The organism is Yoonia tamlensis, assembly GCF_900115105.1.
GTDB classification, from domain to species: domain Bacteria; phylum Pseudomonadota; class Alphaproteobacteria; order Rhodobacterales; family Rhodobacteraceae; genus Yoonia; species Yoonia tamlensis.
The window spans coordinates 1,399,829-1,422,630 of sequence record NZ_FOYP01000001.1 but is presented as its reverse complement, the minus strand read 5'-3'; the positions used below and the strand labels follow the sequence as shown (position 1 = coordinate 1,422,630).

The following is a 22,802-nucleotide window of genomic DNA, read 5'->3' as shown; positions in this document are numbered from 1 at the left end:
CGCGGGATTTTTTCCGGGGATCAGCATGCCACATTCAGTCAAAGATATCGCAGCGGCGCTTGGGGCGAAAGCCTTTGGCGCCGTTGACATTTTGGTGGGCAACGCCGCCGAACCGGCTGCAGCGGGGCCCGATGATCTCGCGCTGGCGATGACGCCGGCCTATGGCGCGGCACTGGCGCAAGGGCGTGCGCGTGCCGCTGTGGTCTGGCCCGACGCCGATTGGCAGGCGCTGGGGCTTGAGGCTGCGATTATCGCGCCACGGGCGCGGCTGGCAATGGCGGGGCTGACGCGGATGCTTGACGCGCCCTTAGCCGGCCGTGGAATCAGCCCGCATGCGGTGATTGATCCCAGCGCCAGTATCGCCGCCAATGCGACAATCGGTGCATTTACGGTTATCGGCGCGGGGGCGCAGATCGGCGAAGGAACATGGATCGGCGACCATGTCAGTATTGCCGCAGGGGTCACGATTGGCGCGCGCTGTCAAATCCATGCGGGCGTGCGGCTGCAACGCGCGGTGCGATTGGGTGCAGGCGTGATCTTGCAACCCAATGTGGTGATCGGCGGCGACGGGTTTTCGTTTGTCAGCACTGAACCATCCAACGTTGAACGCGCGCGGGAAACATTGGGCGTTGATGCGTTGCAGCCCCCCGCGGATGCCACTTGGCACCGCATTCATTCGCTTGGGGCCGTTGAAATCGGGGATGATGTCGAAATCGGTGCAGGCTCCACGGTGGACGCAGGCACGATCCGCGCGACAAGAATCGGGCGCGGCACCAAGATCGATAATCTGGTGCAGGTGGGGCATAACGTCATTGTCGGCGAAGACTGCCTGCTTTGCGCGCAAGCGGGGGTTGCCGGATCAACGGTCGTTGGTGACCGCGTGGTCATTGGCGGCAAGGCCGGTGTTGCTGATAATCTTAGCATTGGCGCCGATGTGGTTTTGGGCGGTGGATCAGTTGTTTTGTCCAACGTGCCCGCAGGGCGGGTGATGATGGGCTATCCGGCAACCAAAATGACCACCCATATCGACAGCTACAAGGCGCTTCGGCGCTTGCCACGATTGTTGCACAAACTTTCGAAATTTTAAGAAACTGTTTCATTTTTAGGCAAAACGACCTAAATGCCAGAGAAACAAAAATAGGTCTCAAAAGATGAGCATCAAAGAACAGGTAGTTGCAATAATTGCAGATCAGGCGATGGTCGAACCCGCAGATGTGCAGCCCGATCATACGCTTGAAGATTTGGGGATCGATAGTCTCGGGCTTGTTGAAAGCATCTTTGCCATCGAAGAAACATTCGACATCACTGTGCCGTTTAACGCAAACGCCCCGACCGAAAGCGATTTTGATATATCGTCGGTCGCCGCAATTATCGCAGCCGTCGAGATGCTCAAGCAAGAGCAGGCAAAATAATGCGCCGCGTCGTGATCACGGGGGCGGGCACGATCAACCCGCTTGGGCCAGATGTTGCCACGACATTTGCAGCCATGCGCGAAGGGCGCTGTGGAATCGGCCCATTGGATATCCGTGATGTTGACCGGCTTACCATCCAGATCGGGGCGCAGATCAAAGACTATGATCAGGCAACCCATTTTAACCGGCAACAGCTGGTGCTTTATGACCGGTTTACGCAATTTGCGTTACTGGCTGCGCGTCAGGCGATTGCCCAATCGGGTTTGGAATTTTCCGGCGCACTGGCGGATCAGTCGGGCGTTGTCTTGGGCACCTCTGGTGGCGGTTTGACCACGCAGGATGAAAATTACCGCGCTGTCTATGAAGAAGGCAAGAATCGCGTGCATCCGTTTATCGTGCCACGCCTGATGAACAATGCCGCCGCCAGCCATGTGTCGATCGAATGGAACCTGCGTGGGCCGACATTTACCGTGGCAACCGCCTGCGCGTCGTCAAACCATGCGATGGGGCAGGCGTTTAACATGGTGCGTTCGGGCATGTCGCAGGTCATGATCACCGGCGGCTCTGAGGCGATGCTGTGTTTTGGCGGAATCAAGGCATGGGAGGGGCTGCGGGTGATGTCCAAAGACGGCTGCCGCCCGTTCTGCGCCACCCGCAACGGCATGGTGCAGGGCGAAGGGGCCGCAGTCTACGTGTTCGAAGACTATGAACACGCCAAGGCCCGCGGCGCGCAGATTCTTTGCGAGGTCGCAGGGTTTGCGATGTCATCTGACGCCTCTGATATCGTGACGCCGTCCAAACAGGGGGCCGCGCGCGCAATTGCGGGGGCAGTCAAGGATGCCAAGACATCTGTCGACCAGATCGGCTATATCAACGCGCATGGCACCGGCACGGCCGCCAATGACAAAACCGAATGCGCGGCTGTTGCCGACGTATTCGGGCGGCACGCCGATAAGGTTTTGATTTCATCTACGAAATCGATGCATGGGCATCTGATTGGCGGCACCGGAGCGGTTGAGCTTCTGGCGTGTATTATGGCGCTGCGCGAAGGCGTCATCGCCCCGACAATCGGCTATCAGGAGGCCGATCCGCAATGCGCGCTGGACGTGGTCGCCAATACCGCCCGCGAGGCCAAAGTGGATGTGACCTTGTCAAATGCCTTTGCTTTTGGCGGGCTGAACGCGGTGATCGCATTGCGCAAATTCAGCTAGGCGGCGGCGACCCGATTTTGGCATCGGGTCGCGCCTGATATCATTCGCCGGTATCGACTGTGCCTTCATACCCTGCGGTAAATCCGTTCAGTGACAGATCAAGCATGATTTCTTGCCCGGGGTTTGCGGCATGTACCAGACGAACGGTGGCTTTGGCCCCGCGTTTGAACTGGTCGATTTCTTCGGGAGTAAAGCCAAGCCGTGCAATACAGCCGCCCGCGTTACAAAAACGGAACGGGTAGCTGCGCGCGTTCTGGCCATCGACCGCAATGGTCAATTGTTGGGTCAGCAATGTTTCCAGCGGCACAACGATCGTCGCGCCGGCTGCGGCGCCCGCGCCTTCGGGCAAGCGAAAGAAGTTCACTTCGGCAATCGCGTTGCCCTGATCATCGCTCAGCAATTGATAAAGATTACACGGATCGGATTCGCCTTCGGGTGCGCGTACACAGCGCATAGCCCAATCGCCAAATTGCTGCAGCAGATAGGTCTGCCCGACAGCCGGACCCGCAGGCTGGCCCAGATCCAGATCGTCGCCCACTTGGGCGGTCTCGGTGGCGGGTGTTTCGGCGGTGTCTTGGGCAATTGCGACACTGGCTTGCATCACCATTGCAGCAAGAAAAATAGATTTGAGTGCACTGCGCATAAGCGAGGTCCTTTCAGTTTTTTCATTGCTTAGCATGGCACAAAGGGGCTGTCAGTGGCGAATGCGTGGCGTCGGCCGGGTTCTGATCACAATTGCGCGTGGCATTAAAAAAGGGCCCCCGAAGGCACCCTTTTTCTTTCTCCCTGTCGAACTTGGCCGACTATTTGAAACGAAAGTTACGCAATGCTTTCAAAGCCGTCAACAGCAAAACATGTAAAAAATGGCGGGCCGTAAAAAAGCCGTGCCCGCAGGCACGGCAGTTCAACAGGGAGGAAATTTATCCGGCGCACAAAGGGGCGCCTGACATGGTTTAGGGTGGCATCAATTGGTTAAGAATGTATTTTGACAGCGACTGGTTTCGAGAGGCACCCACATGAAAGACCACATCTTTATCGGCGGCGGAGGGCAGGAGTACGGCATTGCTCAGGGAATGCGGCTTGATATGGCCAATCGTCACGGGTTGATTGCGGGGGCCACAGGCACGGGTAAAACCGTCACGCTGCAAATCATGGCCGAGGCGTTTTCCAGCGCAGGTGTGCCGGTGTTCTTGTCGGATGTAAAAGGCGATCTATCGGGGCTTGCCGCCGCAGGAAGCGCCGATTTCAAACTGCATGATGCCTTTATGGCGCGGGCGCAAACGATCGGGCTTGATCTGGCTTATGACAGCTTTCCGGTCACGTTTTGGGATCTGTTCGGGGCCAAGGGCCATCCGGTACGCGCGACGGTCGCGGAAATGGGTCCGCTGTTGCTGGCGCGGCTATTGGATTTGACGGATGTGCAAGAAGGCGTGCTGAACGTCGCATTCCGTGTCGCCGACGAAGACGGGCTGGCGCTTTTGGACCTCAAGGACCTGCAGGCGCTGCTGGTCTGGGTCGGGCAAAACGCTGCCGATCTGTCCTTGCGCTATGGCAATGTGGGGGCATCTTCGGTCGGGGCGATCCAGCGCGCGTTGTTGGTGCTTGAAAATCAGGGGGGGGCAGCGCTGTTTGGTGAACCCGCGCTTGATCTGGCAGATATGATGCGGCTGCGCGACGGGCGCGGCGAGATTAATATTCTGGCGGCCGACCAGCTGATGGGCAGTCCGCGGCTATATGCGACGTTTCTTTTGTGGCTTTTGTCTGAACTTTTCGAGGAACTGCCCGAAGTCGGCAACCCCGATAAACCCAAGCTGGTGTTCTTTTTCGACGAGGCGCATCTGCTGTTTGATGATGCGCCCAAGGCGCTTGTTGATAAGGTCGAACAGGTGGCGCGGCTGATCCGGTCCAAGGGGGTCGGGGTCTATTTTGTGACGCAAAACCCCGGCGATATTCCTGATGATGTGCTGGGCCAGCTAGGCAACAGGGTGCAGCATGCGTTGCGCGCCTTTACAGCCAAGGACCGCAAGGAACTCAAGACCGCTGCCGAAACCTACCGCGACAATCCCGGCTTTGATACGGCTCAGGCGATCCAGGAAGTCGGCACGGGCGAGGCGGTGACTTCGTTTCTTGACCGCAAGGGAAGCCCGCAAGTTGTCGAACGGACATTGATCCGCCCGCCGTCGTCGCAGCTTGGCCCGCTGGGGGATGCGGCGCGCAAGGCGATCATGGATGCATCTGATATGGGGGCGAAATATACGACGCCCGTCGATCGTGACAGCGCCTATGAAAGGCTGTCGAAAAAGGCGGAAGCTGCCGCAAAGGGCGCGGCTGAGGTACAAGGTGCCGCTGACGATGACGATGACGGGTTGAACCATGCGCGGCGCTATGGTGGCGGGCAATCTGCGCGGTCGCGCCAGATATCGGGCAAAACCACCGGCGGCGACATCAAGGATGCTTTCGCCAGTGCCGTGGTCAAAGAGCTAAAGGGCACAACCGGCCGCCGGATTGTGCGCGGCTTGTTTGGCGGGTTGTTCAAGGGGCGCTAGACACGCGGGCAGGTGGATCAGGATCCACCCTACGTGTCAAATGCGCCGTAAGGTGGATCTTGATCCACCCATGCCTAAAGCTTGCGTATCTTTAGCGTCGCGATCCGGTTTTCTTCTTTGCGCAGCACCTCGAACCGGAATCCATGGAAAGAAAACACCTGTCCTTCGACCGGAATCATCTGCGCCTCGTGGATCACCAGACCGGCAACCGTGTTGGCCTCATCGTCGGGCAGGTTCCAGTCGTGCGCACGGTTCAGGTCACGGATGGTCATCCCGCCGTCCACCATAAAGGCACCGTCTGCCATGGCTTCGATCTGGTCTTCTTCATGGTCGTCAAATTCATCGGCAATCTCGCCAACGATTTCTTCCAGAATATCCTCGAGCGTGATCAGCCCTTGCAATCCGCCGTATTCATCCACGACCAGCGCAAAATGGGTTTGACGTTTCAAAAAATTGCGCATCTGATCGCCCAGTGTCGTGGTCTCCGGCACGAAATACGGCGGCATCGCGACCTTCATCACGTCAAAGGCTGCCAGCCCTTGGGCATCTGATCCGGCCAATAGTTTGTGCATAGCGCGCAGCAGGTCTTTGGCGTGGATCACGCCGATAATGTTTTCCTGATCGCCCCGGAATAGCGGCAGGCGCGTGTGCGGGCTGTCGAGAATTTGCACCAGCATGTCTTGGGGCGCCTGATCCGCATCCACCATCTGGATAGAGGACCGGTGCAACATGATTTCCTCGACCGCGCGTTCGTTGAGGTCAAGCGCCCCCAAAATCCGGTCACGGTCTTCTTTTTGAACGATCCCTTCGGAATGGCCGATCTGCAGTGCGCCTGCGATTTCTTCGCGCACCGCCAGAATATTGCTATCGGGATCGGTACGGACCCCGAACAAATAAAGCACCCCGCGCACCAGATAGCGCACAGCCGCAACCATGGGCGAGAATACCAACACTACCAAGGCAATCGGGCCCGCCACCCGCGACGCAACAGTTTCGGGATAGGTGATCGCAAATGTCTTGGGCAGCACTTCGGCGAAAATCAGCACCAAAAGCGTCATCACCAGCGTTGCGACAGCAACCCCGTTTTGGCCGAATATCTTGGTTAGCAATGCCGTCGCCAGCGATGTTGCAAGAATATTCACCACGTTATTGCCCAGCAGAACCGAGCCGATCAGCCGTTCGCTGTCTTCGGTGACTTCAAGCGCAGTTTGCGCGCCCTTTGAACCCCTGTCGGCGGCAGTGCGCAGTTTCCCGCGCGACGCAGCCGTCAGCGCCGTTTCCGAGCCCGAAAAGAACGCGGAGAGAACAAGTAGAATGAGAATTGCGCCGGCTGTGATCCAGAACGTGGCGTCAGAAGTCAGGGTGTCCATTAGTTTCTTTCGATTTTACCTGTTTTTGCCAGCGGATGATGGCCAAGAACCAGCTCTTTTAGCCGCTCATCAAGCACATGTGTATAGATTTCTGTCGTTGCAAGATCGGCATGGCCCAACATGGTCTGGATCGACCGCAAATCTGCGCCACCGGCCAGCAGATGGGTCGCAAAGGCATGCCGCAACGTGTGCGGTGTGACCTTATCGGGGGAAACCCCGCCCGCGACGGCAAATTCCTTGATCAGGCCAAAGAACCGGTGCCGAGTCAGATGGCCCGATTTGCCGCGTGAAGGGAAAAGATAGGGTGAAGGTGCCGCGCCCACTTTGCGCGCGTCCTCTTGGGAGGCGTCACGTGCAACCAGAAAGGCGGCCAGCGCTTTGCGCGCAGGCGGCGACAACGGCACCAGCCGTTCCTTGCCGCCTTTGCCGCGCACCAGCAGCATGCGCGGATCGCCGCGCGCAGCCGATACCGGCAGGCTGACCAATTCGGTCACCCGCATGCCTGTCGCATATAGCAGTTCCATCAGACAGCAATTGCGCAATGCGTCGCGTTTGCTGTTGCGTGCGGCGTCAAGCAGCCTGTCGACCTCGGCAATATCAAGCGTTTTGGGCAGGCGTCTGGCGCGTCCGGGTCCCTTGATCTTGATCGCCGGATGATCCGCCCGCCAGCCTTCTTCAAAGGCAAAGCGGTATAGCTGTTTGATCGCCGATAGCCTGCGTGCGCGGGTGGCCTGCGCCAGCCCTTCGTTTTCGCAATCAATCAGATAGCTTTCGACGTGATCGCGCGTGGCGGTCGCAAAATGCAGGCGCTTGTCCAAAAGCCATTCAGCAAAGCCTTGCAGGTCGCGCGCATAGGCAAGCTGGGTGTTGGTCGCGGCATCCAGTTCGGCGGCTTGGGCCTCTAGGAATACCTGAATCCAGCGCGCCATCGGCAGATCAATTTGGGTCACGTTGTGCGTTCCAAAAGCATCAGCTGCAACGCCGATCTGCGCGCGACATCTTCAAGCCCGACATGACGCATCAGCGCAAGCGCATCAGTAACCAGCCGGTAGTCCCCGACAAACCCTTCGTTAAATAGCGCAATCGCGCGCAGCAAGGCTTCGCCCAGCTTGCCCTGATCAACCAGCGTCAAAAGCACCGGCGGTGGCTGGGAGCCATTAAACGCCGCCTGGATTGCGCGGGCCTTTGGCGATGTTGCAACCTGTTCTTGCGGGCGGCCCCGTGCAAGCGCGATCAAGAACGGGTCATACGATGTATGCGCAGCCCCGCGCGCAAATGTTTCATAGTCGGGGGACAAAAGCCCGATAGTGATTGCCAGTTCCTGCGCATCGTCCGACAGCGGCATCTGCAAAAGAGCGGGCCCGTAAAGCTTGGCGAATTGGACTTCGGTGCGCGATTGGCGCATGGCGGCCCATGCGGCGGGCAGGGTGGCTGCGATATCTGCGGGGTCTTGCGCCGTAATTGCCCGATCAAACTGCTGCACTGCACGCGCACGGTCCCAGACGCCACCCGAAGCGGCAGGCGTATGCGCGGTATAAAACCCCTGCAACACATTTTCGGAAACCGCACCATAGCGTGCCAGCCGTTCTGCCGCCTCGAGCTGTGGTTTCCAGCCGACAGTCGCGCGCAGATCCGCATGCGCAAATGCCAACGGCAGATTGGACGTGGTCAACCCTTCGCCAATGGCTTCGTGCATCCGGAACATCAACGGGCTGATCCGCGCAGGTGCAGCAAGCGCAGGCGCGCCTTCGAATATTTCAGGATCAAGAAACCGCGTCAAAAGCATTTCTTCGGCATCGGTCACATCGCCCAACACGCGGTGCGTATTCAGTGTCAGCGCTGCCGTCGCCCAATCGCCATTGCGTGCAAGGCAGAATATCCGCGCCGAATAGGTCGGGGCAATGGACGGTTTTTGGCCCATCACATCGCAAACGGCGTTCTCGGTACCGGTCAAAAGCGCCACATCAAACCAGCGCCGGAAAAGCGGCGCGGTGTCAGGCGATGCTTGTTCGATTAGCGCCTGCGCAGGTTCAATCGCGCCAAGGTCCAAAAGCTTGTCCACGCGGGCCAAAAACAATGTGCCACTGGGGCTGGCGTTGCGCGGCGGATCGGCCTCGGCAAGGATGATTACCTTCAGAAAATCCTGTATCGCGGGCAGGGCTTCGACGCGTTCGGCCTGAAGCAGCGCGACAAGCATGTCCTCGTCGCTGGCCGACCACAGGCTGCGGGGCAGGCCGGTTACAGATTGCGGCAGCAGGCCGAACATGTCCTTTGACGGGCGGTCAAGCGGGGTGACGGTGATCTGCGGTGCTGTTGCGCCATTGCTGACCGGCGGCTCAAAGGTCTGGGCATTGGGTTCCACACTGCGCGACAACCAGTCGATCGCCGACAGCGGTTCTTGCTGGGCGGCAAGCGGGCCGGACATCAGACAGCTGCAAAGCGCAAATGTCCTAATGTGTGTCAAGCGTGACAGGGTGCGTTACCTCGCTTGTGGGGGCTGCAAAATCATGGGGCATAAAAATGGGGCCGATATAGGCAAATGCGACCAATCCGACGCCCGCAAGGACCGCCAAGAACAACACTACTTTGATGAGCCGTAACATGATCTGCCCCGTTTCTTTCGATTTGCCTCAATATGTGGTCTGAATGCCAACATTTAAAGTCATTATAACTGGCCTTTTACGCAATATCACGGCATTCATTCATAAATTTTACATGAGGCGGTAAAATGCCAAGCGCCAGGGGGCAAATCAGATGACGCAGGGACCGCAATTGTGCTTGCACCGCACTGTTGTGCTGGTTGGAATGATGGGCTGCGGCAAATCGGCAATTGGCCGTAACCTTGCCGAGCGGCTGGCGGTGCCATTTGTCGATAGCGACGCAGCGATTGAAAAGGCAGCACAGCTGACAATTGCCGAAATCTTTGCCCGCGACGGAGAGGCATTCTTTCGCGAGCGCGAGGCCGAAGTGCTGCGGCGCATCCTGTCCGGCCCGCCCGGTATCGTATCCACCGGCGGCGGCGCGTTTATGGCAGAGCGCAATCGCGCCTCTATCGCGGAAATGGGCGTGGCGCTTTGGCTTGATGCGGATCTTGAAACCCTATGGGAACGCGTTCGCCACAAGGACACGCGGCCCTTGCTGCGCACCGCCGACCCCAAGGCGACACTGACTGAAATTTTCCACGCCCGCCGCCCGATCTATGCAAAAGCAGGGCTGCGCCTTGCGATCGCCGCAAATGCAACCATCGATGACACAACCCAAAACGCAATCGATCTGCTTGCGGGTGATACCAATATTCTGGAGAGAAAATAGATGACCGCCACTGTGCATGTAGACCTGCCCGGCCGTGAATATGACATCCATATCGGTCCCGGATTTCTGGATCAGGCCGGCAAATATGTGGCGGCGTTTGGCGGGCGCAAACATGTCTGTATCCTGACCGATGAAACCGTTGCCGCCTTGCATCTGGCACAGCTCGAGGCGGGGCTGCACGCTGCGGGCTTGACCTGTGCTGCATTGGCGCTGCCTGCGGGCGAGGCGACAAAATGCTGGGCGCAGCTGGAAACCAGCGTCGAATGGCTGCTCGCACAAAAGGTCGAACGCGGCGATGTCGTGATTGCCTTTGGCGGCGGGGTAATCGGCGATCTGGCCGGATTTGCCGCAGCAATCATGCGCCGTGGCGTGCGTTTTGTGCAAATTCCCACGACATTGCTGGCGCAGGTCGACAGTTCTGTTGGTGGCAAGACGGGTATCAATTCGCCCCATGGCAAGAACTTGATCGGCGCATTCCATCAGCCAAGTCTGGTGCTCGCGGATACCGTGTTGCTCGGCACGCTCGCGCCCCGCGATTTTCTAGCTGGCTATGGCGAGGTCGTGAAATACGGGCTGCTAGGGGATGCGGCGTTTTTTGATTGGCTGGAAACCCAAGGGCCCGCCTTGGCCGCAGGTGACATGGATGCCCGCATTCGGGCCGTCACGCGGTCTTGCGAGATGAAGGCCGATATTGTGCGCCGCGATGAAAAGGAAAACGGCGATCGCGCGCTTTTGAACCTTGGGCATACGTTCGGCCATGCTCTCGAGGCGGCGACGGGTTATTCCGACCGGCTGTTGCACGGCGAAGGTGTGGCCATTGGCTGTGCGCTGGCGTTTGAACTTTCTGCGCGTCTGGGCCTGTGCAGCCAAGAAGACCCCAGCCGCGTGCGCGCGCATCTGCGCGATATGGGGATGAAGGTCGATATCGCTGATATCGCTGGCGATTTGCCTGATGCCGCAGGGCTGCTTGCGCTGATGGGGCAGGACAAAAAGGTGCTGGATGGCAAGCTGCGCTTTGTGCTGGCGCGCGGCATTGGCGATGCGTTCATGGCATCGGATGTGCCAACGGATGTGGTGTTGGGTGTGCTTGACGACGCGCTTGCGATGCGTGCGGCGCGCTAGTCGCCGCAGATTTTGATATTGTGCCGTTTTACAAAGAACGCAAACAGCGGCACTTCGATTAGCGCCGAGGTGACCAGCGCAAAGACGGCCCAATTCGATTGGAAAAAAAACAGGTTGAACCGGACACCGGTTCCCCAGAACAATGCACCCGAAACAATCAGTGCAAGGGCCGTTAGAACCAGATCAATCTGCATGATCCGGTCCATAGTCTTGTTTTGCAAACTTGGGTAAATGCCAAGATAGGCGACGCCCAATATAACAAGGTTGAGCGCCAGAATCTGCGTTTCGGGTGTAAATGCCATCACATTTAGAACGGGATTTCATCATCCATGTCGCTGGCGCCACCTGCTGGCGCGCCGCTGTCGGAACGACCGCCGCCGTAGCCGCCTGAACTGCCGCCACCATAGCCGCCGCCAGATTGCCCGCCGCCGTAATTGCCGCCGCCACCACCTTGGCCGCCGCCTTCGCCGCGCCCGTCAAGCATGGTCAGTGTGCCGTCAAACCCTTGCAGAACAACTTCGGTTGTATAGCGGTCGGCGCCGGACTGGTCCTGCCATTTGCGGGTTTGCAATTTGCCTTCGACATAGACCTTTGAACCTTTGCGCAGGTATTGCTCGGCGATGCGTACCAGACCTTCTTGGAAGATCGCGACCTGATGCCATTCGGTTTTTTCGCGGCGTTCGCCGGTATTCTTGTCTTTCCATGTCTCAGAGGTCGCAATGCGCAGGTTGCACACTTTGCCGCCGTTCTGAAAATTGCGGACTTCCGGGTCGGCGCCCAGATTGCCGATAAGGATGACTTTGTTCACTGATCCGGCCATAGCGGTATCTCCCACGATTCTTGTTTGCGCTTTTGTGACAGACTGGGGATGGGCTAACAAGGTTAAGGAATGGTTGTAACGCGAAGGGTTGGCGAAATGCCCGAGAAACCCTACATAGGCGCATCCAAGCACAAACGGGGCGATGATATGCGGGCGCAATCAGTGGTAATCGGGGCGGTCTTATTAGCCATCTCAACGCCTGCATTGGCACAAGAGCAAGTCTCGACGCGCACGCGCACCCAGTTATTGCAAAACCAATTGGCCGTTTTGGACAACCGTGCAGCAACGCAATACGCGGATTCCGACAGGCTTTTGCCGCCGCGCGCGGATCTGGCCGCATTTGTGGCACCGTTTGAAGGCAGTTACACAGGCCCTTATCTGGCGATTGCGCGCAGCGCCGCCCAAGACCACAACATCCCCGTTGATCTGTTCTTGCGGCTTGTGCAGCAAGAAAGCGGCTGGAATGCGCAGGCGGTATCATCCAAAGGCGCGCTGGGACTGGCGCAACTGATGCCGCAAACCGCCGCCAATCTGGGCGTTGACCCGCTTGATCCCACGCAAAACCTGCGCGGTGGCGCGCGGTATCTGCGCCAGCAATATGATACTTTTGGCAACTGGCGGCTGGCGCTTGCGGCCTATAATGCGGGGCCTGCGGCGGTTGACCGCTATGGCGATGTGCCACCCTATGCGGAAACCCAGAACTATGTGCAGGTTATTTTGGGGCAATAACGCCCGTATTGCGAAAACCTGTCGGCGTATTGCCGGTGCGATCCTTAAAGGTGCGGGTGAAATAGGCGGCCGATTGAAACCCCAGCGTTTGCGCAATTTCCTGCACCGGCTGGCGTGTCTCGCGCAAGAGCGTGCAAGCCTCGAAATGTATCCGGTCGTTCAGCAGTTTTAGGGCAGAGCGGTTGCAAGTCTGTTGGCAGCAGCGGGTCAGATGCGTTGCGGTGACGCCAAGATCGCGGGCATAATCGGCGACAGTGCGGTCAGATCGAAAATCTTGTGCAATCAATGTGGTATAGCGCGATACCAGTTTTGCCGCGGCAGAATTGCGGCGCGGATCAATGGTGCTTGCCTCGCCGGCTTGAATAAGACGTTCGATAAAGATCGTCAGCAAGACCTGATGGCAGGCGACAGCGCGCACATCGCCTGAAGGCTGCAATTCCTGCTCGATCGCTTCGAAATACCCCGTCAGTTCCTTTTGCGGGCCGACATCACGCAGGCGCATGTGAAAGGGCGCGGCGGGCAGGCCAGCCGTATCGGGCAGGGTCAGGATTTGTGCAAAAACGGTGGGGCCGACCTCTATCCCGTACATGGTATGGGGCGGAATATAGATCAGGTTGTTGGGACCGTAGCCGTTGGTCAGCCCCGCAACGGTGATCCGGCCTTGGCCCTTGGTGATATGGATCAGGCGCGGCGTGGCATGGCTGCGCATGGCCTCATTGCGCCAGCGGCCTTGCGGACCCGCGTGTTTGATCGGCGCAAGCGCGACCGCTGCCTTGATTTGCGTCATATGCGTCATCACATCGTCCCGAATGCTGAACGTTTTTTGCAGTCTGATCAAAAAGTGTTTTAAATCAACGGGTCAGTCACGTTGATAGGTCGAGTGTTGCGGAAATGTCGATTTTGTCAATCTGCAATTGATGCCAGTGTTTGTGGCGTGACCGAAACCAGGTGCGCTGGCGTTTTGCATATTGTCGCGAGCCGGTAATCACCGCGTCGCGCGTCTGTGCGAGCGTCAATTCTCCGCGCAGATGCGCAATCAGTTCGGGCGCGCCGATAGCCTTGGATGAAGCATGGGCGGGGTCCCAACTTGGCAGCATGGCGCGCGCCTCGTCCAGAGCGCCTATGTCCAGCATCTGGTCAAAGCGGCGGGTGATCCGATCGTTGAGCCAGTCAGGGGTGGCATTCAAATTCAGGCAAATCGCCTGATCGCAAGGCAAAAGCGGCGGCGGCGTTGCGTCCTGCCAGTCGGCAAGCGGGCGGCCGGTAGATTTAAGAACCTCCCACGCGCGCTGCACGCGCATGCGGTTCTGGATGTCGATACGGGCCGTTGTTTTTGCATCAAGTTGCGACAGTAAATCTTGCAATGACAGCGTATTACCTAGCGATCTTAATGTATTTGGCGTGGCGGGGATATCGGCCAGCCCTTGGGTTAGTGCTGCAAAATTCAGCCCCGTGCCACCAATAATGATGGGCCGCTGATCGCCATGCAAATACGGGGTTACATCGCGCAGCCAATGGCCGACAGAATAGTCGGCATCAAAGGGGATATGCCCGTAAAGCGCATGTTCTGCCGCCGCCAGATCCGCATCATCAGGGCGCGCAGTGATGATCCGCCAGCCGGCAAAGACCTGCAGCGCATCGGCGTTCACAATCACCCCGCCTTGGGTGCGCGCGATATGCAGCGCCAGCGCCGATTTGCCAGAGGCCGTCGGCCCCGCGATCAGCACAGGTTTGTGGGGGGGGATGGTGATCATCGCGCTATTTGTGTCGCTTTGCGTTTTGTGGGCAAGCTGCCATTGAATTCAGCCCCGTTTTGCGACATTTTGCGCCACACAACAATAGATAGCTGGGGGCTACCATGAGCGACACTGAGAAGACGACTTACAAGCGCGTCATGTTAAAGATCTCGGGCGAGGCGCTGATGGGCGATACGACCTTTGGTCTGCACCCGCCAACCGTGCAACGGATCGCCAAAGAAGTAAAATCCGTGCATGATCTGGGCGTTGAAATCTGCATGGTCATCGGCGGCGGTAATATTTTCCGCGGGCTGCAAGGATCGGCCCAAGGGATGGAACGCACTACAGCCGATTATATGGGGATGCTGGCAACCGTGATGAACGCGCTGGCGATGCAATCCGCTCTCGAAGAACTGGGCATCCACACGCGCGTGATTTCGGCGATTACGATGAACGAGGTTGCCGAACCCTACATTCGCCGCCGTGCTGTGCGCCATCTTGAAAAGAAACGTGTTTGTATCTTTGCCGCGGGCACCGGAAACCCCTATTTTACGACCGATACCGCTGCAACACTGCGGGCAAACGAAATGAACTGCGAGGCTATCTTTAAGGGCACCAAAGTTGACGGTGTTTATGACAAAGACCCTGCCAAACATGCCGATGCGGTCCGCTATGACAAGGTCAGCTATGACGAGGTCTTGCAAAAGCATCTTGGGGTGATGGACGCCAGCGCAATCGCGCTTGCCCGTGACAACAACCTGCCGATTATCGTGTTTTCGCTGGATGAACCGGGCGGATTTCGGGGTATTCTGGCAGGTCAGGGCACCCATACGATTGTACACGAATAACAAGGCGCGCCGATTGTTCTGCGCAAATGCTGCACATTTGCTAAGCTATACAATCACAGGTGTTTCGCATAAAACGACGCAAAGCAGGGCGATGCCCGCCAAGGAAGAGCAGAAGATATGTCAGACGATTTTGAACTAGATACCACCGATTTGTCCCGTCGGATGGATGGCGCCATTGCCAACCTACGCACGGAATTCGCATCATTGCGCACGGGGCGCGCGTCGGGCTCTATGCTTGAACCGGTGATGGTGGATGCTTACGGGTCAATGACACCGATTAACCAGGTTGGCACCGTGAACGTGCCCGAACCGCGGATGGTTACAATTAACGTCTGGGACAAAGGGCTTGTCGGGAAGGTCGAAAAAGCGATCCGCGAAAGCGGCCTTGGCATTAACCCGCAGTTGAACGGCACGATCATCATGTTGCCGATCCCCGAGCTGAACGAAGAGCGCCGCCGCGAACTGACCAAGGTTGCGGGCAACTATGCGGAAAACGCGCGGGTGTCGATCCGGAACCTGCGCCGTGACGGGATGGACCAGATCAAAAAAGCCAAGGCAAACGGCATGTCCGAAGATGATCAGAAATTCTGGGAATCCGAAGTGCAGGATCTGACCGATGCGCATATCAAAAAGGTCGATGAAGCGCTTGAGGGCAAGCAAGAAGAGATCATGCAGGTTTAACCCGCGATAGCAAAACCAAGGGGCTGCGTGATGCCAGAGGATCAAGACAAATCCAAGACCGGCCCAAACCATGTGGCGATTATCATGGATGGCAACGGGCGGTGGGCGCAGCAGCGCGGGCGCCCGCGTCTGTTCGGGCATCATGCAGGCGCACGCCGTGTCCGCGAGATTGTCGCGGCTTGCCCTGAACTGGGCGTGAAATATCTGACGATTTTTGCCTTTTCGACGGAAAACTGGAAGCGCACACAGACCGAAGTATCCGGTCTGATGACCCTGTTTCGCAAGTACATCGAAAACGAGGCCAAAGCGCTTTTGAAAAACGGCGTGCGGGTGCGGTTTATCGGTGACCGGATCAAGCTTGACGACAAGCTGGTCAGCCTGATGGATGAATTGGAACTGCTGACGTCGGATAATGATCTGGTGCATCTGACAGTGGCCATTAACTATGGCAGTCGCGACGAGGTCACGCGCGCCGCGCAACGGCTGGCGTTTGAAGTGGCTCAGGGGCGGATCAACTACAAAGATGTCGACGCCGAAACACTGTCGGGGTTCTTGGATACCCATGTGCTGCCCGATCCTGATCTGGTGATCCGCACCAGCGGCGAGGCGCGGATTTCGAATTTTCTGCTCTGGCAGTCTGCCTATGCGGAATATGAATTTATTGACACGCTATGGCCGGATTTCACGGCTGCGGAATTTGCCAATGTGCTGGGCAGCTATGGCAGCCGTGAACGGCGTTTTGGCGGGGTAAAGGCATAGATGGCAAGCAATTGGGATGACCTGAAACCGCGTGTGCTTTCGGCAATTGCGATGACAATTATTGGTGCGTTTGGCGTGATCGCGGGTGGCATTTGGTTTCAAATGCTGGTGGTGTTTGTCACCGCCGTGATGGTGTGGGAACTGTGGATGATGATCCGCAGCGACGAGCCAACAAAGGGCATGTTGCTCGCTGCATTGGTGGCTTCTGTCCTTTCTGGCCAGATCGCTGACGGGACATCGCTCGGGCTTTTGCTGTTCTTTGTTGTGCCGATCATCGGCGCGACCCAACTGAAAAAAGAACAGGTGACGTTCTTTGTCTTTGCGCTTGCGATTCAAGTCGCAGGCTGGGGGCTTGTGCATTTCCGGATGGACTACGGGTTTGTCTGGCTGCTTTGGATGATGTCCGTCGTTATTGTCACCGATATTTTTGGCTATTTTGCGGGGCGTACCTTGGGCGGGCCGAAATTTTGGCCCAAAATCAGCCCAAAAAAGACCTGGAGCGGTACAGTCGCCGGGTGGATTGGCGCGGCGGTTGTCGGATATATCTTTACCATTTTCACCAATGCCGGGCTTTGGATTATTGTGATTTCTATGGTGATCAGCTTTGCCGGGCAAATGGGCGATATCGGGGAAAGCGCGCTGAAACGGCGCATGGGGGTGAAGGATAGTTCCACCCTGATCCCCGGTCATGGCGGGCTGTTTGATCGCTTTGATGCGGTGCTTGGTGCAGCTTTGTTTTTGCTGCTGATTGCGTCCGTCTTTAATGTTCCGGGAGTAGCCTTTTGAGGCAAATCACGCTGTTTGGTGCCACCGGATCAATCGGGCAAAGCACCGTTGATCTGATCAAGCGCGACAAGGACGCCTATGACGTGGTTGCGCTGACGGGCGGGCGCAATGTTACGCAATTGGCCGCCGATGCGATCGCGTTGAACGCCGAAATTGCGGTGACCTGCTATGATGAATGCTATGCCGATCTGAAAGAATTGCTTGCGGGGACAGGGGTCGCGGTTGCCGCAGGTGATGCCGCTATTGCGCAGGCCGCCGCGCGCCCCGTTGATTGGGCACTTTCGGCGATTGTCGGCGCCGCGGGGCTGGTGCCCGGGCTGACTGCCCTGGCGCATGGCACGACGCTCGCACTTGCCAATAAGGAATCGCTGGTCACTGCAGGCCCGCTTTTGTTGGGCCGCGCCAAGGCGCATGGCGCGACCGTGCTGCCCGTCGACAGCGAACATTCCGCCATTTTTCAGGCATTGACCGGCGAACATATGGCCGCGGTCGAACGTATCATCATCACTGCCAGCGGCGGCGCATTCCGCGATTGGCCGATGGAAAAGCTTAAGACTGCAACGCTGGCGCAGGCGTCCAGCCACCCCAATTGGGATATGGGCCAGCGGATCACGATTGACAGCGCATCGATGTTTAATAAGGCAATGGAACTTATTGAAACCAAAGAATTCTTTGGCGTTCCGCATGAAATGATCGAAGTGCTGATCCACCGCGAAAGCATGGTGCATGCGCTTGTGGGGTTCAACGACGGGGCGTTGATGGCCCATGTCGGCCCACCCGATATGCGCCACGCGATTGGCTATGCGCTGCACTGGCCCGAGCGACGCAAACTGCCGGTAGAACGGCTTGATCTGGCCAAAATCGGCCAATTGTCATTCGAGGCACCAGATATGCAGCGCTATCCCGCGTTGGAAATCGCGCATCAGGTGATGGAAACGGGTGGGCTGACGGGGGCTGTGTTTAATGCGGCCAAGGAACGCGCGCTTGATGGGTTCATCGCTGGACGGATTGGGTTCTTGGACATGGCGCAGGTCGTGGGGGCCACGTTGAACAAAATGTCATCGGACCCGAGCATCACTGCGGGTGCCATTACGCTTGATAATGTTCTAGAGACAGACAGATTGGCCCGTATCTACGCGGGCGAAGCCATTGCAAAGCTAGGATAGACCTTTGGAATTCATCTCGCAAATCGTTCCGATGTTCGGCAATCTCGCTTTTGCGATTGCGGCTTTTGTTGTCGCACTATCGGTGATCGTCGCGGTGCATGAATACGGGCATTACATCGTCGGGCGCTGGTGCGGTATTCACGCAGTGGTGTTTTCACTGGGCTTTGGCCCGCGCCTGTTTAGTCGCGTTGACAGGCATGGCACGCGCTGGCAGGTGGCCGCCGTGCCATTGGGTGGCTATGTAAAATTTCTGGGCGATGCGAATGCAGCCAGTGTCGGATCCACGCAGGTCGCATCCGATATCGACCCGCGCCGCACGATGGAAGGCGCGCCGCTTTGGGCACGCACGGCAACCGTTGCGGCGGGTCCGGTTTTTAACTTTATACTTGCAATACTGGTCTTTGCGGGATCAGTGATGGTGCAGGGGCAGGCGGTGGACCCGCTGACATATGACAGTGCAAAAGCCTTGCCGTCCGCATTTGTGAACGAGCTGGAACAGGGCGATGTGATGATCGCCGTTGGTGGCGTTCTGTTCGACGACCCCGCGCGGACCGAGAACTTGGTCGATCTGGTGCAAAGCGCGCCGCAGCTTGATTATATTGTCGAACGCAATGGCGCTGAAATGACTGTCAGCGGACCGTTTTTGATGCCTTCGCGCATTGGCAGCGTTTCGCCGCGTTCTGCTGCGGATGAGGCCGGACTGGTTGCGGGGGATGTGATCACCGCCATCGACGGAGCGCCTGTGTTTTCATTTATGCAGGTGCAGGCCAAAGTCTTTGCCGCCGAAGGGCGTCCGGTTTCCTTGCAGCTTTGGAACAATGGCGGCACGCGCGAGGTTACGCTGACCGCGCGTCAAACCGACACGCCGCTGCCCGATGGCGGTTTCGAAACGCGCTTTCTGATTGGCGTCACAAGCGATTTCTTCTTTGATCCCATGGTTGAAACAGTTTCACTGCAAGACGGTTTGAAATATGGGGCAAACGGCGTCTGGCGCACGGCCACGACGACGTTTTCTGCCGTCAAGCATATGATTTTGGGCAATATTTCCACCTGCAATATGTCTGGCCCTGTGGGAATCGCTGAAACCAGCGCGTCGATGGCGCGGCAGGGCACGCAAAGCTTTATCTGGTTGATCGGCATGCTTTCCGCGGCCGTGGGGCTGATGAACCTGCTGCCGATTCCGGTGCTGGATGGCGGGCATCTGGTGTTTTACGCCTATGAGGCCGTGGCGCGGCGCAAGCCTTCTGACAAGGCGATCCAGCTGTTTATGTCGGTCGGGCTGACGCTGATATTGACCTTGATGGTCTTTACGCTGCTGAACGATACGGTGCTTTGCCCCTAAACGCGCTGCGCGCCGGTTTGTCGTTTTGACATTACCCCTTAATCGGGCTAATTCGATGGGAACTGAATTGCGAAAACAGGCGAACAAAATGCATAGATTTGTGGGGCGTCTTTTGGCGCAGGGCGGCGCAACAGCGCGCCGGATTGCGACCGTAGCGGTCATTGCGACATTCACAGCAGGGGCCGCGTTTGCGCAAAGCTTTGTGTTCAACAACGTCTCGATCGAAGGTAACCAACGCGTCGCTGTTGGCACAATCCTCACATATGCAGGGATTTCGCAAGGCGAGGCCCTGACAACCGCAGGGCTGAATGACGCCGCACAGGCGATCCGCGCATCGGGGCTTTTTGAAAGTGTTGATGTGATCCCGAGCGGAAGCACGTTGCTTATCCGCGTGGTCGAATATCCGACGATCAACCGCATCAATATCGAAGGCAACGCGCGTTTGCGTGATTCTGAATTGCTGCCATTCGTGCAATCGCAGCCGCGCCGCGCCTATAATCCGACGCAGGCTGAATCCGACACCGCCGCAATTACCCAAGCCTACGCACAGCAGGGCCGCATTAACGCAACCGTCACCCCCAGCATTATTCCGCTGTCAGACAACCGCGTTGATCTGGTGTTTGTCGTCACCGAATCCGCAGTGACCGAAGTCGAACGCATCTCGTTTCTGGGCAACCGCACCTATTCGGATTCGCGGCTTCAGCGGGTGCTGGACACCAAACAGGCAGGCGTGCTGCGCGCAATCATCAGCCGTGACACCTATTCACCCGAACGGGTCGCCGCCGACCGCGAATTGCTGACCGATTTCTACAATTCACGCGGCTATCCCGATTTTGTCGTGCAAAACGTCGATGTGGCGCTGACCCGCGAACGCGACGCCTATCTGATCACCTATAACCTGCGCGAAGGCCAGAAATTTGCCTTTGGGTCTGTGACCGTCACTTCTGAAATCGAAGGGCTTGACCCCGCACCCTTTCAGGACGCGATCCGCGTGCGTCAGGGTGCAACCTATTCGCCCGTACCGATTGAAACGGATATCACCCGCATCGAACGGCTTGCGGTTAATCGTGGTGTGAACTTCTTGCAGGTGGATACACGTATCACCCGTAATCCGCGTGATCTGACGCTTGATCTGAACTATGTTCTGGTGCCTGGCCCGCGTATTTTCGTGGAACGCATTGATATCGAAGGCAACGGCACCACGCTTGACCGTGTGATCCGCAACCAGGTTGACGTGGTCGAAGGTGACCCGTTCAATCCGCGCGAAATCCGCGATTCCGCGCGCCGTATCCGCGCGCTTGGCTTCTTTCAGGATGTGGCTGTGAATGCGCGTCAGGGGACGACTGAAAATCAGGTCATCGTTGACGTTGACGTGGTCGAAGGCCCAACTGGCAGCCTTAGCTTTGGTGCCAACTATAACAGTGATACTGGGCTTGGTCTGGTTGCATCCTACAAGCAGTCCAACTTTCAAGGACGTGGGCAAAGCCTGAGCTTTGATCTGTCGACCGCAGAAACCAACCGCAACCTGTCGTTCAGCTTTTCAGAGCCCGCGCTTTTGGGCCGCGACCTGCGCATGGGCCTGAACCTTGCCTATTCGACAACCGATAACGAAAATGCGCTATATGACACCGAAAAATTCCGGTTCAGCCCGTCATTGACCTTTCCAGTGAGCGAAAACGGCCGCCTGACGTTGCAATATGCGTTTGATTATGCGGATTTGACCGATGTGTCTGCTTCTGCCAGCCAGATTATCATCAACGAAGCCGCGATCGGCAGCGTTTCGACCCATTCCTTGGGCTACACCTATAGCTATGACACGCGCCGTTCGGGTCTGAACCCGAATGCGGGTGTGTTGCTGCGTTTTGGTCAGGAATATGGCTTTGGTGACGCGCAGTTCATCAAATCGACAGCGCTTGTCGGTGCCGAAACAAAGGTCTGGAACGAAGAGGTGACATTGCGTGCAACCCTTGAAGGCGGCCATCTCGCCTATCAAGAAGGCACCAGCCGTGTGACCGACCGCTTCTTTATGGGCAGCCGCGTGATGCGCGGGTTCGAGGCTGGCGGGATCGGGCCGCGCGACGCGCTGACCGATGATGCGCTTGGCGGGAATGCCTTTGCTGTCGTGCGTCTGGAAACCGAATTCCCGCTTGGTTTGCCAAGCGAATACGGGATCACAGGCGGTGCGTTCATCGACTATGGCTCTGTCTGGAACGTCGGTGAAACCTTTGGCGAAACGGTGATCTATGACGAATTCACCCCGCGTGCGGTTGCCGGTCTGTCAGTTTTCTGGACCACCCCGATCGGTCCGCTGCGGTTCAACTTTACCGAGGCGCTGCAGTCCGAAGAATTCGACAACACCAAATCATTTGACGTCACCATCTCGACGAGCTTTTGATGAAAATCTGGCGTGTCCTTTTGATGTGTCTTTGCGCGGCTCTGCCCGCGCGCGCACAAGAGGTCACGCCGCAGATTCTGGTTTTTGATATGAACCGGATCTATTTCGAAACGCTTTATGGTCGCCGCATTGCCGATGATCTGAACGCGGTCGCAACTGCCGTTCAGGCCGAGAACGAGGCAATCGTTGCGACCCTGACCGAAGAAGAACGCAGCCTGACCGAACGCCGCCCGCAAATGACGCCCGAAGATTTTCGCGCCGAAGCAGATGCATTTGATGCAAAGGTCCAAGAGGTGCGCCGCGTCCGCGATGCCAAAAACGTCGAACTGCAAACCGCAAGCGCCGAACAAAGGGCCGCTTTCGAAGAACGTGTGCAGGGCATTATCGCAAACGTCATGTTCGAACGCGGCGCGGTGATTGTGCTGGAACAACGCAGCGTGGTGATGTCTGTGCGAGCGGCCAATATTACCGACGATGTAATCGCACGTGTTGATGCCGAATTGGGCGACGGGACACAGCCCTAGCGCGCTTGCCCGTGTGCGACGGAATTGCTAGTCAGTTTTGACG

At 57.5% G+C, this 22,802-nt stretch carries 24 protein-coding genes; 15 read left to right on the top strand and 9 right to left on the bottom strand.

Annotated elements, in window-relative coordinates:
• Positions 1–25: 25 nt before the first annotated feature.
• The 3 genes from BM320_RS07325 (at position 26) to BM320_RS07315 (ending at position 2,623) form a co-directional block, all read left to right on the top strand.
• On the top strand, positions 26–1,087 hold the full coding sequence (locus BM320_RS07325) for a UDP-3-O-(3-hydroxymyristoyl)glucosamine N-acyltransferase (RefSeq protein ID WP_090198314.1): 1,062 nt from the start codon (positions 26–28) through the stop codon (positions 1,085–1,087).
• 64 nt (positions 1,088–1,151) lie between these two features.
• Positions 1,152–1,412 carry an acyl carrier protein gene (locus BM320_RS07320; protein ID WP_090198311.1) on the top strand — a complete coding sequence of 87 codons (261 nt, stop codon included), beginning with the start codon at positions 1,152–1,154 and terminating at the stop codon, positions 1,410–1,412.
• On the top strand, positions 1,412–2,623 hold the full coding sequence (locus BM320_RS07315; RefSeq protein ID WP_090198308.1) for a beta-ketoacyl-[acyl-carrier-protein] synthase family protein: 1,212 nt from the start codon (positions 1,412–1,414) through the stop codon (positions 2,621–2,623). Before BM320_RS07320 ends, BM320_RS07315 begins: the two co-directional genes overlap by 1 nt.
• A gap of 40 nt (positions 2,624–2,663) precedes the next feature.
• Here the strand turns inward: BM320_RS07315 and BM320_RS07310 are convergent, their stop codons facing one another.
• Positions 2,664–3,266 carry an invasion associated locus B family protein gene (locus tag BM320_RS07310; protein WP_090198305.1) on the bottom strand — a complete coding sequence of 201 codons (603 nt, stop codon included), beginning with the start codon at positions 3,264–3,266 and terminating at the stop codon, positions 2,664–2,666.
• A gap of 373 nt (positions 3,267–3,639) precedes the next feature.
• Here BM320_RS07310 and BM320_RS07305 point away from each other — a divergent pair, with 373 nt between their 5' ends.
• Positions 3,640–5,169 (top strand): helicase HerA-like domain-containing protein, encoded by a 1,530-nt coding sequence (locus BM320_RS07305; protein ID WP_090198302.1) that lies wholly within the window; start codon positions 3,640–3,642, stop codon positions 5,167–5,169.
• A gap of 74 nt (positions 5,170–5,243) precedes the next feature.
• Here the strand turns inward: BM320_RS07305 and BM320_RS07300 are convergent, their stop codons facing one another.
• From BM320_RS07300 to BM320_RS16385, 4 genes are read right to left on the bottom strand one after another with little or no spacing between them, the layout of a single operon-like run.
• Complete coding sequence (locus BM320_RS07300; RefSeq protein WP_090198300.1) at positions 5,244–6,539, bottom strand: HlyC/CorC family transporter; 1,296 nt, start codon at positions 6,537–6,539, stop codon at positions 5,244–5,246.
• The gene (locus BM320_RS07295) at positions 6,539–7,468 is read right to left on the bottom strand and encodes a site-specific tyrosine recombinase XerD (protein ID WP_090200458.1); all 930 of its coding nucleotides are present in this window, start codon (positions 7,466–7,468) and stop codon (positions 6,539–6,541) included. The genes BM320_RS07300 and BM320_RS07295 overlap by 1 nt, the downstream gene beginning before the upstream one ends.
• 17 nt (positions 7,469–7,485) lie before the next feature.
• Entirely contained in the window at positions 7,486–8,964 is a 1,479-nt protein-coding gene (locus tag BM320_RS07290) for a hypothetical protein (protein WP_090198297.1), read from the bottom strand.
• A gap of 25 nt (positions 8,965–8,989) precedes the next feature.
• Positions 8,990–9,142 carry a hypothetical protein gene (locus BM320_RS16385; RefSeq protein WP_090198295.1) on the bottom strand — a complete coding sequence of 51 codons (153 nt, stop codon included), beginning with the start codon at positions 9,140–9,142 and terminating at the stop codon, positions 8,990–8,992.
• 151 nt (positions 9,143–9,293) lie between these two features.
• Here BM320_RS16385 and BM320_RS07280 point away from each other — a divergent pair, with 151 nt between their 5' ends.
• Together BM320_RS07280 and aroB are read left to right on the top strand one after the other, a co-directional pair.
• Positions 9,294–9,851 (top strand): shikimate kinase, encoded by a 558-nt coding sequence (locus tag BM320_RS07280; RefSeq protein ID WP_090198292.1) that lies wholly within the window; start codon positions 9,294–9,296, stop codon positions 9,849–9,851.
• Positions 9,852–10,973, top strand: coding sequence for a 3-dehydroquinate synthase (gene aroB / locus BM320_RS07275; protein WP_090198290.1), 1,122 nt, complete (start codon positions 9,852–9,854; stop codon positions 10,971–10,973).
• Here aroB and BM320_RS07270 read toward each other — a convergent pair.
• Positions 10,970–11,275: a hypothetical protein gene (locus BM320_RS07270; protein WP_090198287.1), complete on the bottom strand. Its 306-nt coding sequence runs from the start codon at positions 11,273–11,275 to the stop codon at positions 10,970–10,972. The two genes, aroB and BM320_RS07270, sit on opposite strands and share 4 nt — an antisense overlap.
• Before the next feature lie 5 nt (positions 11,276–11,280).
• Complete coding sequence (locus BM320_RS07265) at positions 11,281–11,793, bottom strand: single-stranded DNA-binding protein (protein WP_090198284.1); 513 nt, start codon at positions 11,791–11,793, stop codon at positions 11,281–11,283.
• A 147-nt stretch (positions 11,794–11,940) separates the two neighbouring features.
• On the opposite strand from BM320_RS07265, the gene BM320_RS07260 reads away from it, so the two are divergent.
• Entirely contained in the window at positions 11,941–12,522 is a 582-nt protein-coding gene (locus BM320_RS07260; RefSeq protein ID WP_090200456.1) for a lytic transglycosylase domain-containing protein, read from the top strand.
• Here BM320_RS07260 and BM320_RS07255 read toward each other — a convergent pair.
• Positions 12,506–13,318: a helix-turn-helix domain-containing protein gene (locus tag BM320_RS07255; RefSeq protein ID WP_090198281.1), complete on the bottom strand. Its 813-nt coding sequence runs from the start codon at positions 13,316–13,318 to the stop codon at positions 12,506–12,508. The genes BM320_RS07260 and BM320_RS07255 overlap by 17 nt on opposite strands.
• 67 nt (positions 13,319–13,385) lie before the next feature.
• Positions 13,386–14,276 (bottom strand): tRNA (adenosine(37)-N6)-dimethylallyltransferase MiaA, encoded by an 891-nt coding sequence (gene miaA, locus BM320_RS07250; RefSeq protein WP_090198278.1) that lies wholly within the window; start codon positions 14,274–14,276, stop codon positions 13,386–13,388.
• 104 nt (positions 14,277–14,380) lie between these two features.
• Between miaA and pyrH the strand changes: the two genes are divergently transcribed.
• The 8 genes from pyrH to BM320_RS07210 all read left to right on the top strand — a co-directional run bounded on the left by pyrH (position 14,381) and on the right by BM320_RS07210 (position 22,759).
• Positions 14,381–15,106: a UMP kinase gene (pyrH, locus tag BM320_RS07245; protein ID WP_090198275.1), complete on the top strand. Its 726-nt coding sequence runs from the start codon at positions 14,381–14,383 to the stop codon at positions 15,104–15,106.
• 117 nt (positions 15,107–15,223) lie between these two features.
• Positions 15,224–15,787 (top strand): ribosome recycling factor, encoded by a 564-nt coding sequence (gene frr / locus BM320_RS07240; protein ID WP_090198272.1) that lies wholly within the window; start codon positions 15,224–15,226, stop codon positions 15,785–15,787.
• 30 nt (positions 15,788–15,817) lie between these two features.
• Positions 15,818–16,546, top strand: coding sequence for a polyprenyl diphosphate synthase (gene uppS / locus BM320_RS07235; protein WP_090198269.1), 729 nt, complete (start codon positions 15,818–15,820; stop codon positions 16,544–16,546).
• On the top strand, positions 16,547–17,332 hold the full coding sequence (locus BM320_RS07230) for a phosphatidate cytidylyltransferase (RefSeq protein ID WP_090198267.1): 786 nt from the start codon (positions 16,547–16,549) through the stop codon (positions 17,330–17,332). It abuts the gene before it with no gap.
• Positions 17,329–18,498: a 1-deoxy-D-xylulose-5-phosphate reductoisomerase gene (dxr, locus tag BM320_RS07225; protein WP_090198264.1), complete on the top strand. Its 1,170-nt coding sequence runs from the start codon at positions 17,329–17,331 to the stop codon at positions 18,496–18,498. Before BM320_RS07230 ends, dxr begins: the two co-directional genes overlap by 4 nt.
• A 4-nt stretch (positions 18,499–18,502) precedes the next feature.
• Positions 18,503–19,840 carry an RIP metalloprotease RseP gene (gene rseP / locus BM320_RS07220; RefSeq protein ID WP_242650972.1) on the top strand — a complete coding sequence of 446 codons (1,338 nt, stop codon included), beginning with the start codon at positions 18,503–18,505 and terminating at the stop codon, positions 19,838–19,840.
• 88 nt (positions 19,841–19,928) lie between these two features.
• Positions 19,929–22,235, top strand: coding sequence for an outer membrane protein assembly factor BamA (gene bamA, locus BM320_RS07215; RefSeq protein ID WP_090198262.1), 2,307 nt, complete (start codon positions 19,929–19,931; stop codon positions 22,233–22,235).
• Positions 22,235–22,759 (top strand): OmpH/Skp family outer membrane protein, encoded by a 525-nt coding sequence (locus tag BM320_RS07210; RefSeq protein WP_090198259.1) that lies wholly within the window; start codon positions 22,235–22,237, stop codon positions 22,757–22,759. The genes bamA and BM320_RS07210 overlap by 1 nt, the downstream gene beginning before the upstream one ends.
• Positions 22,760–22,802 lie beyond the last annotated feature (43 nt).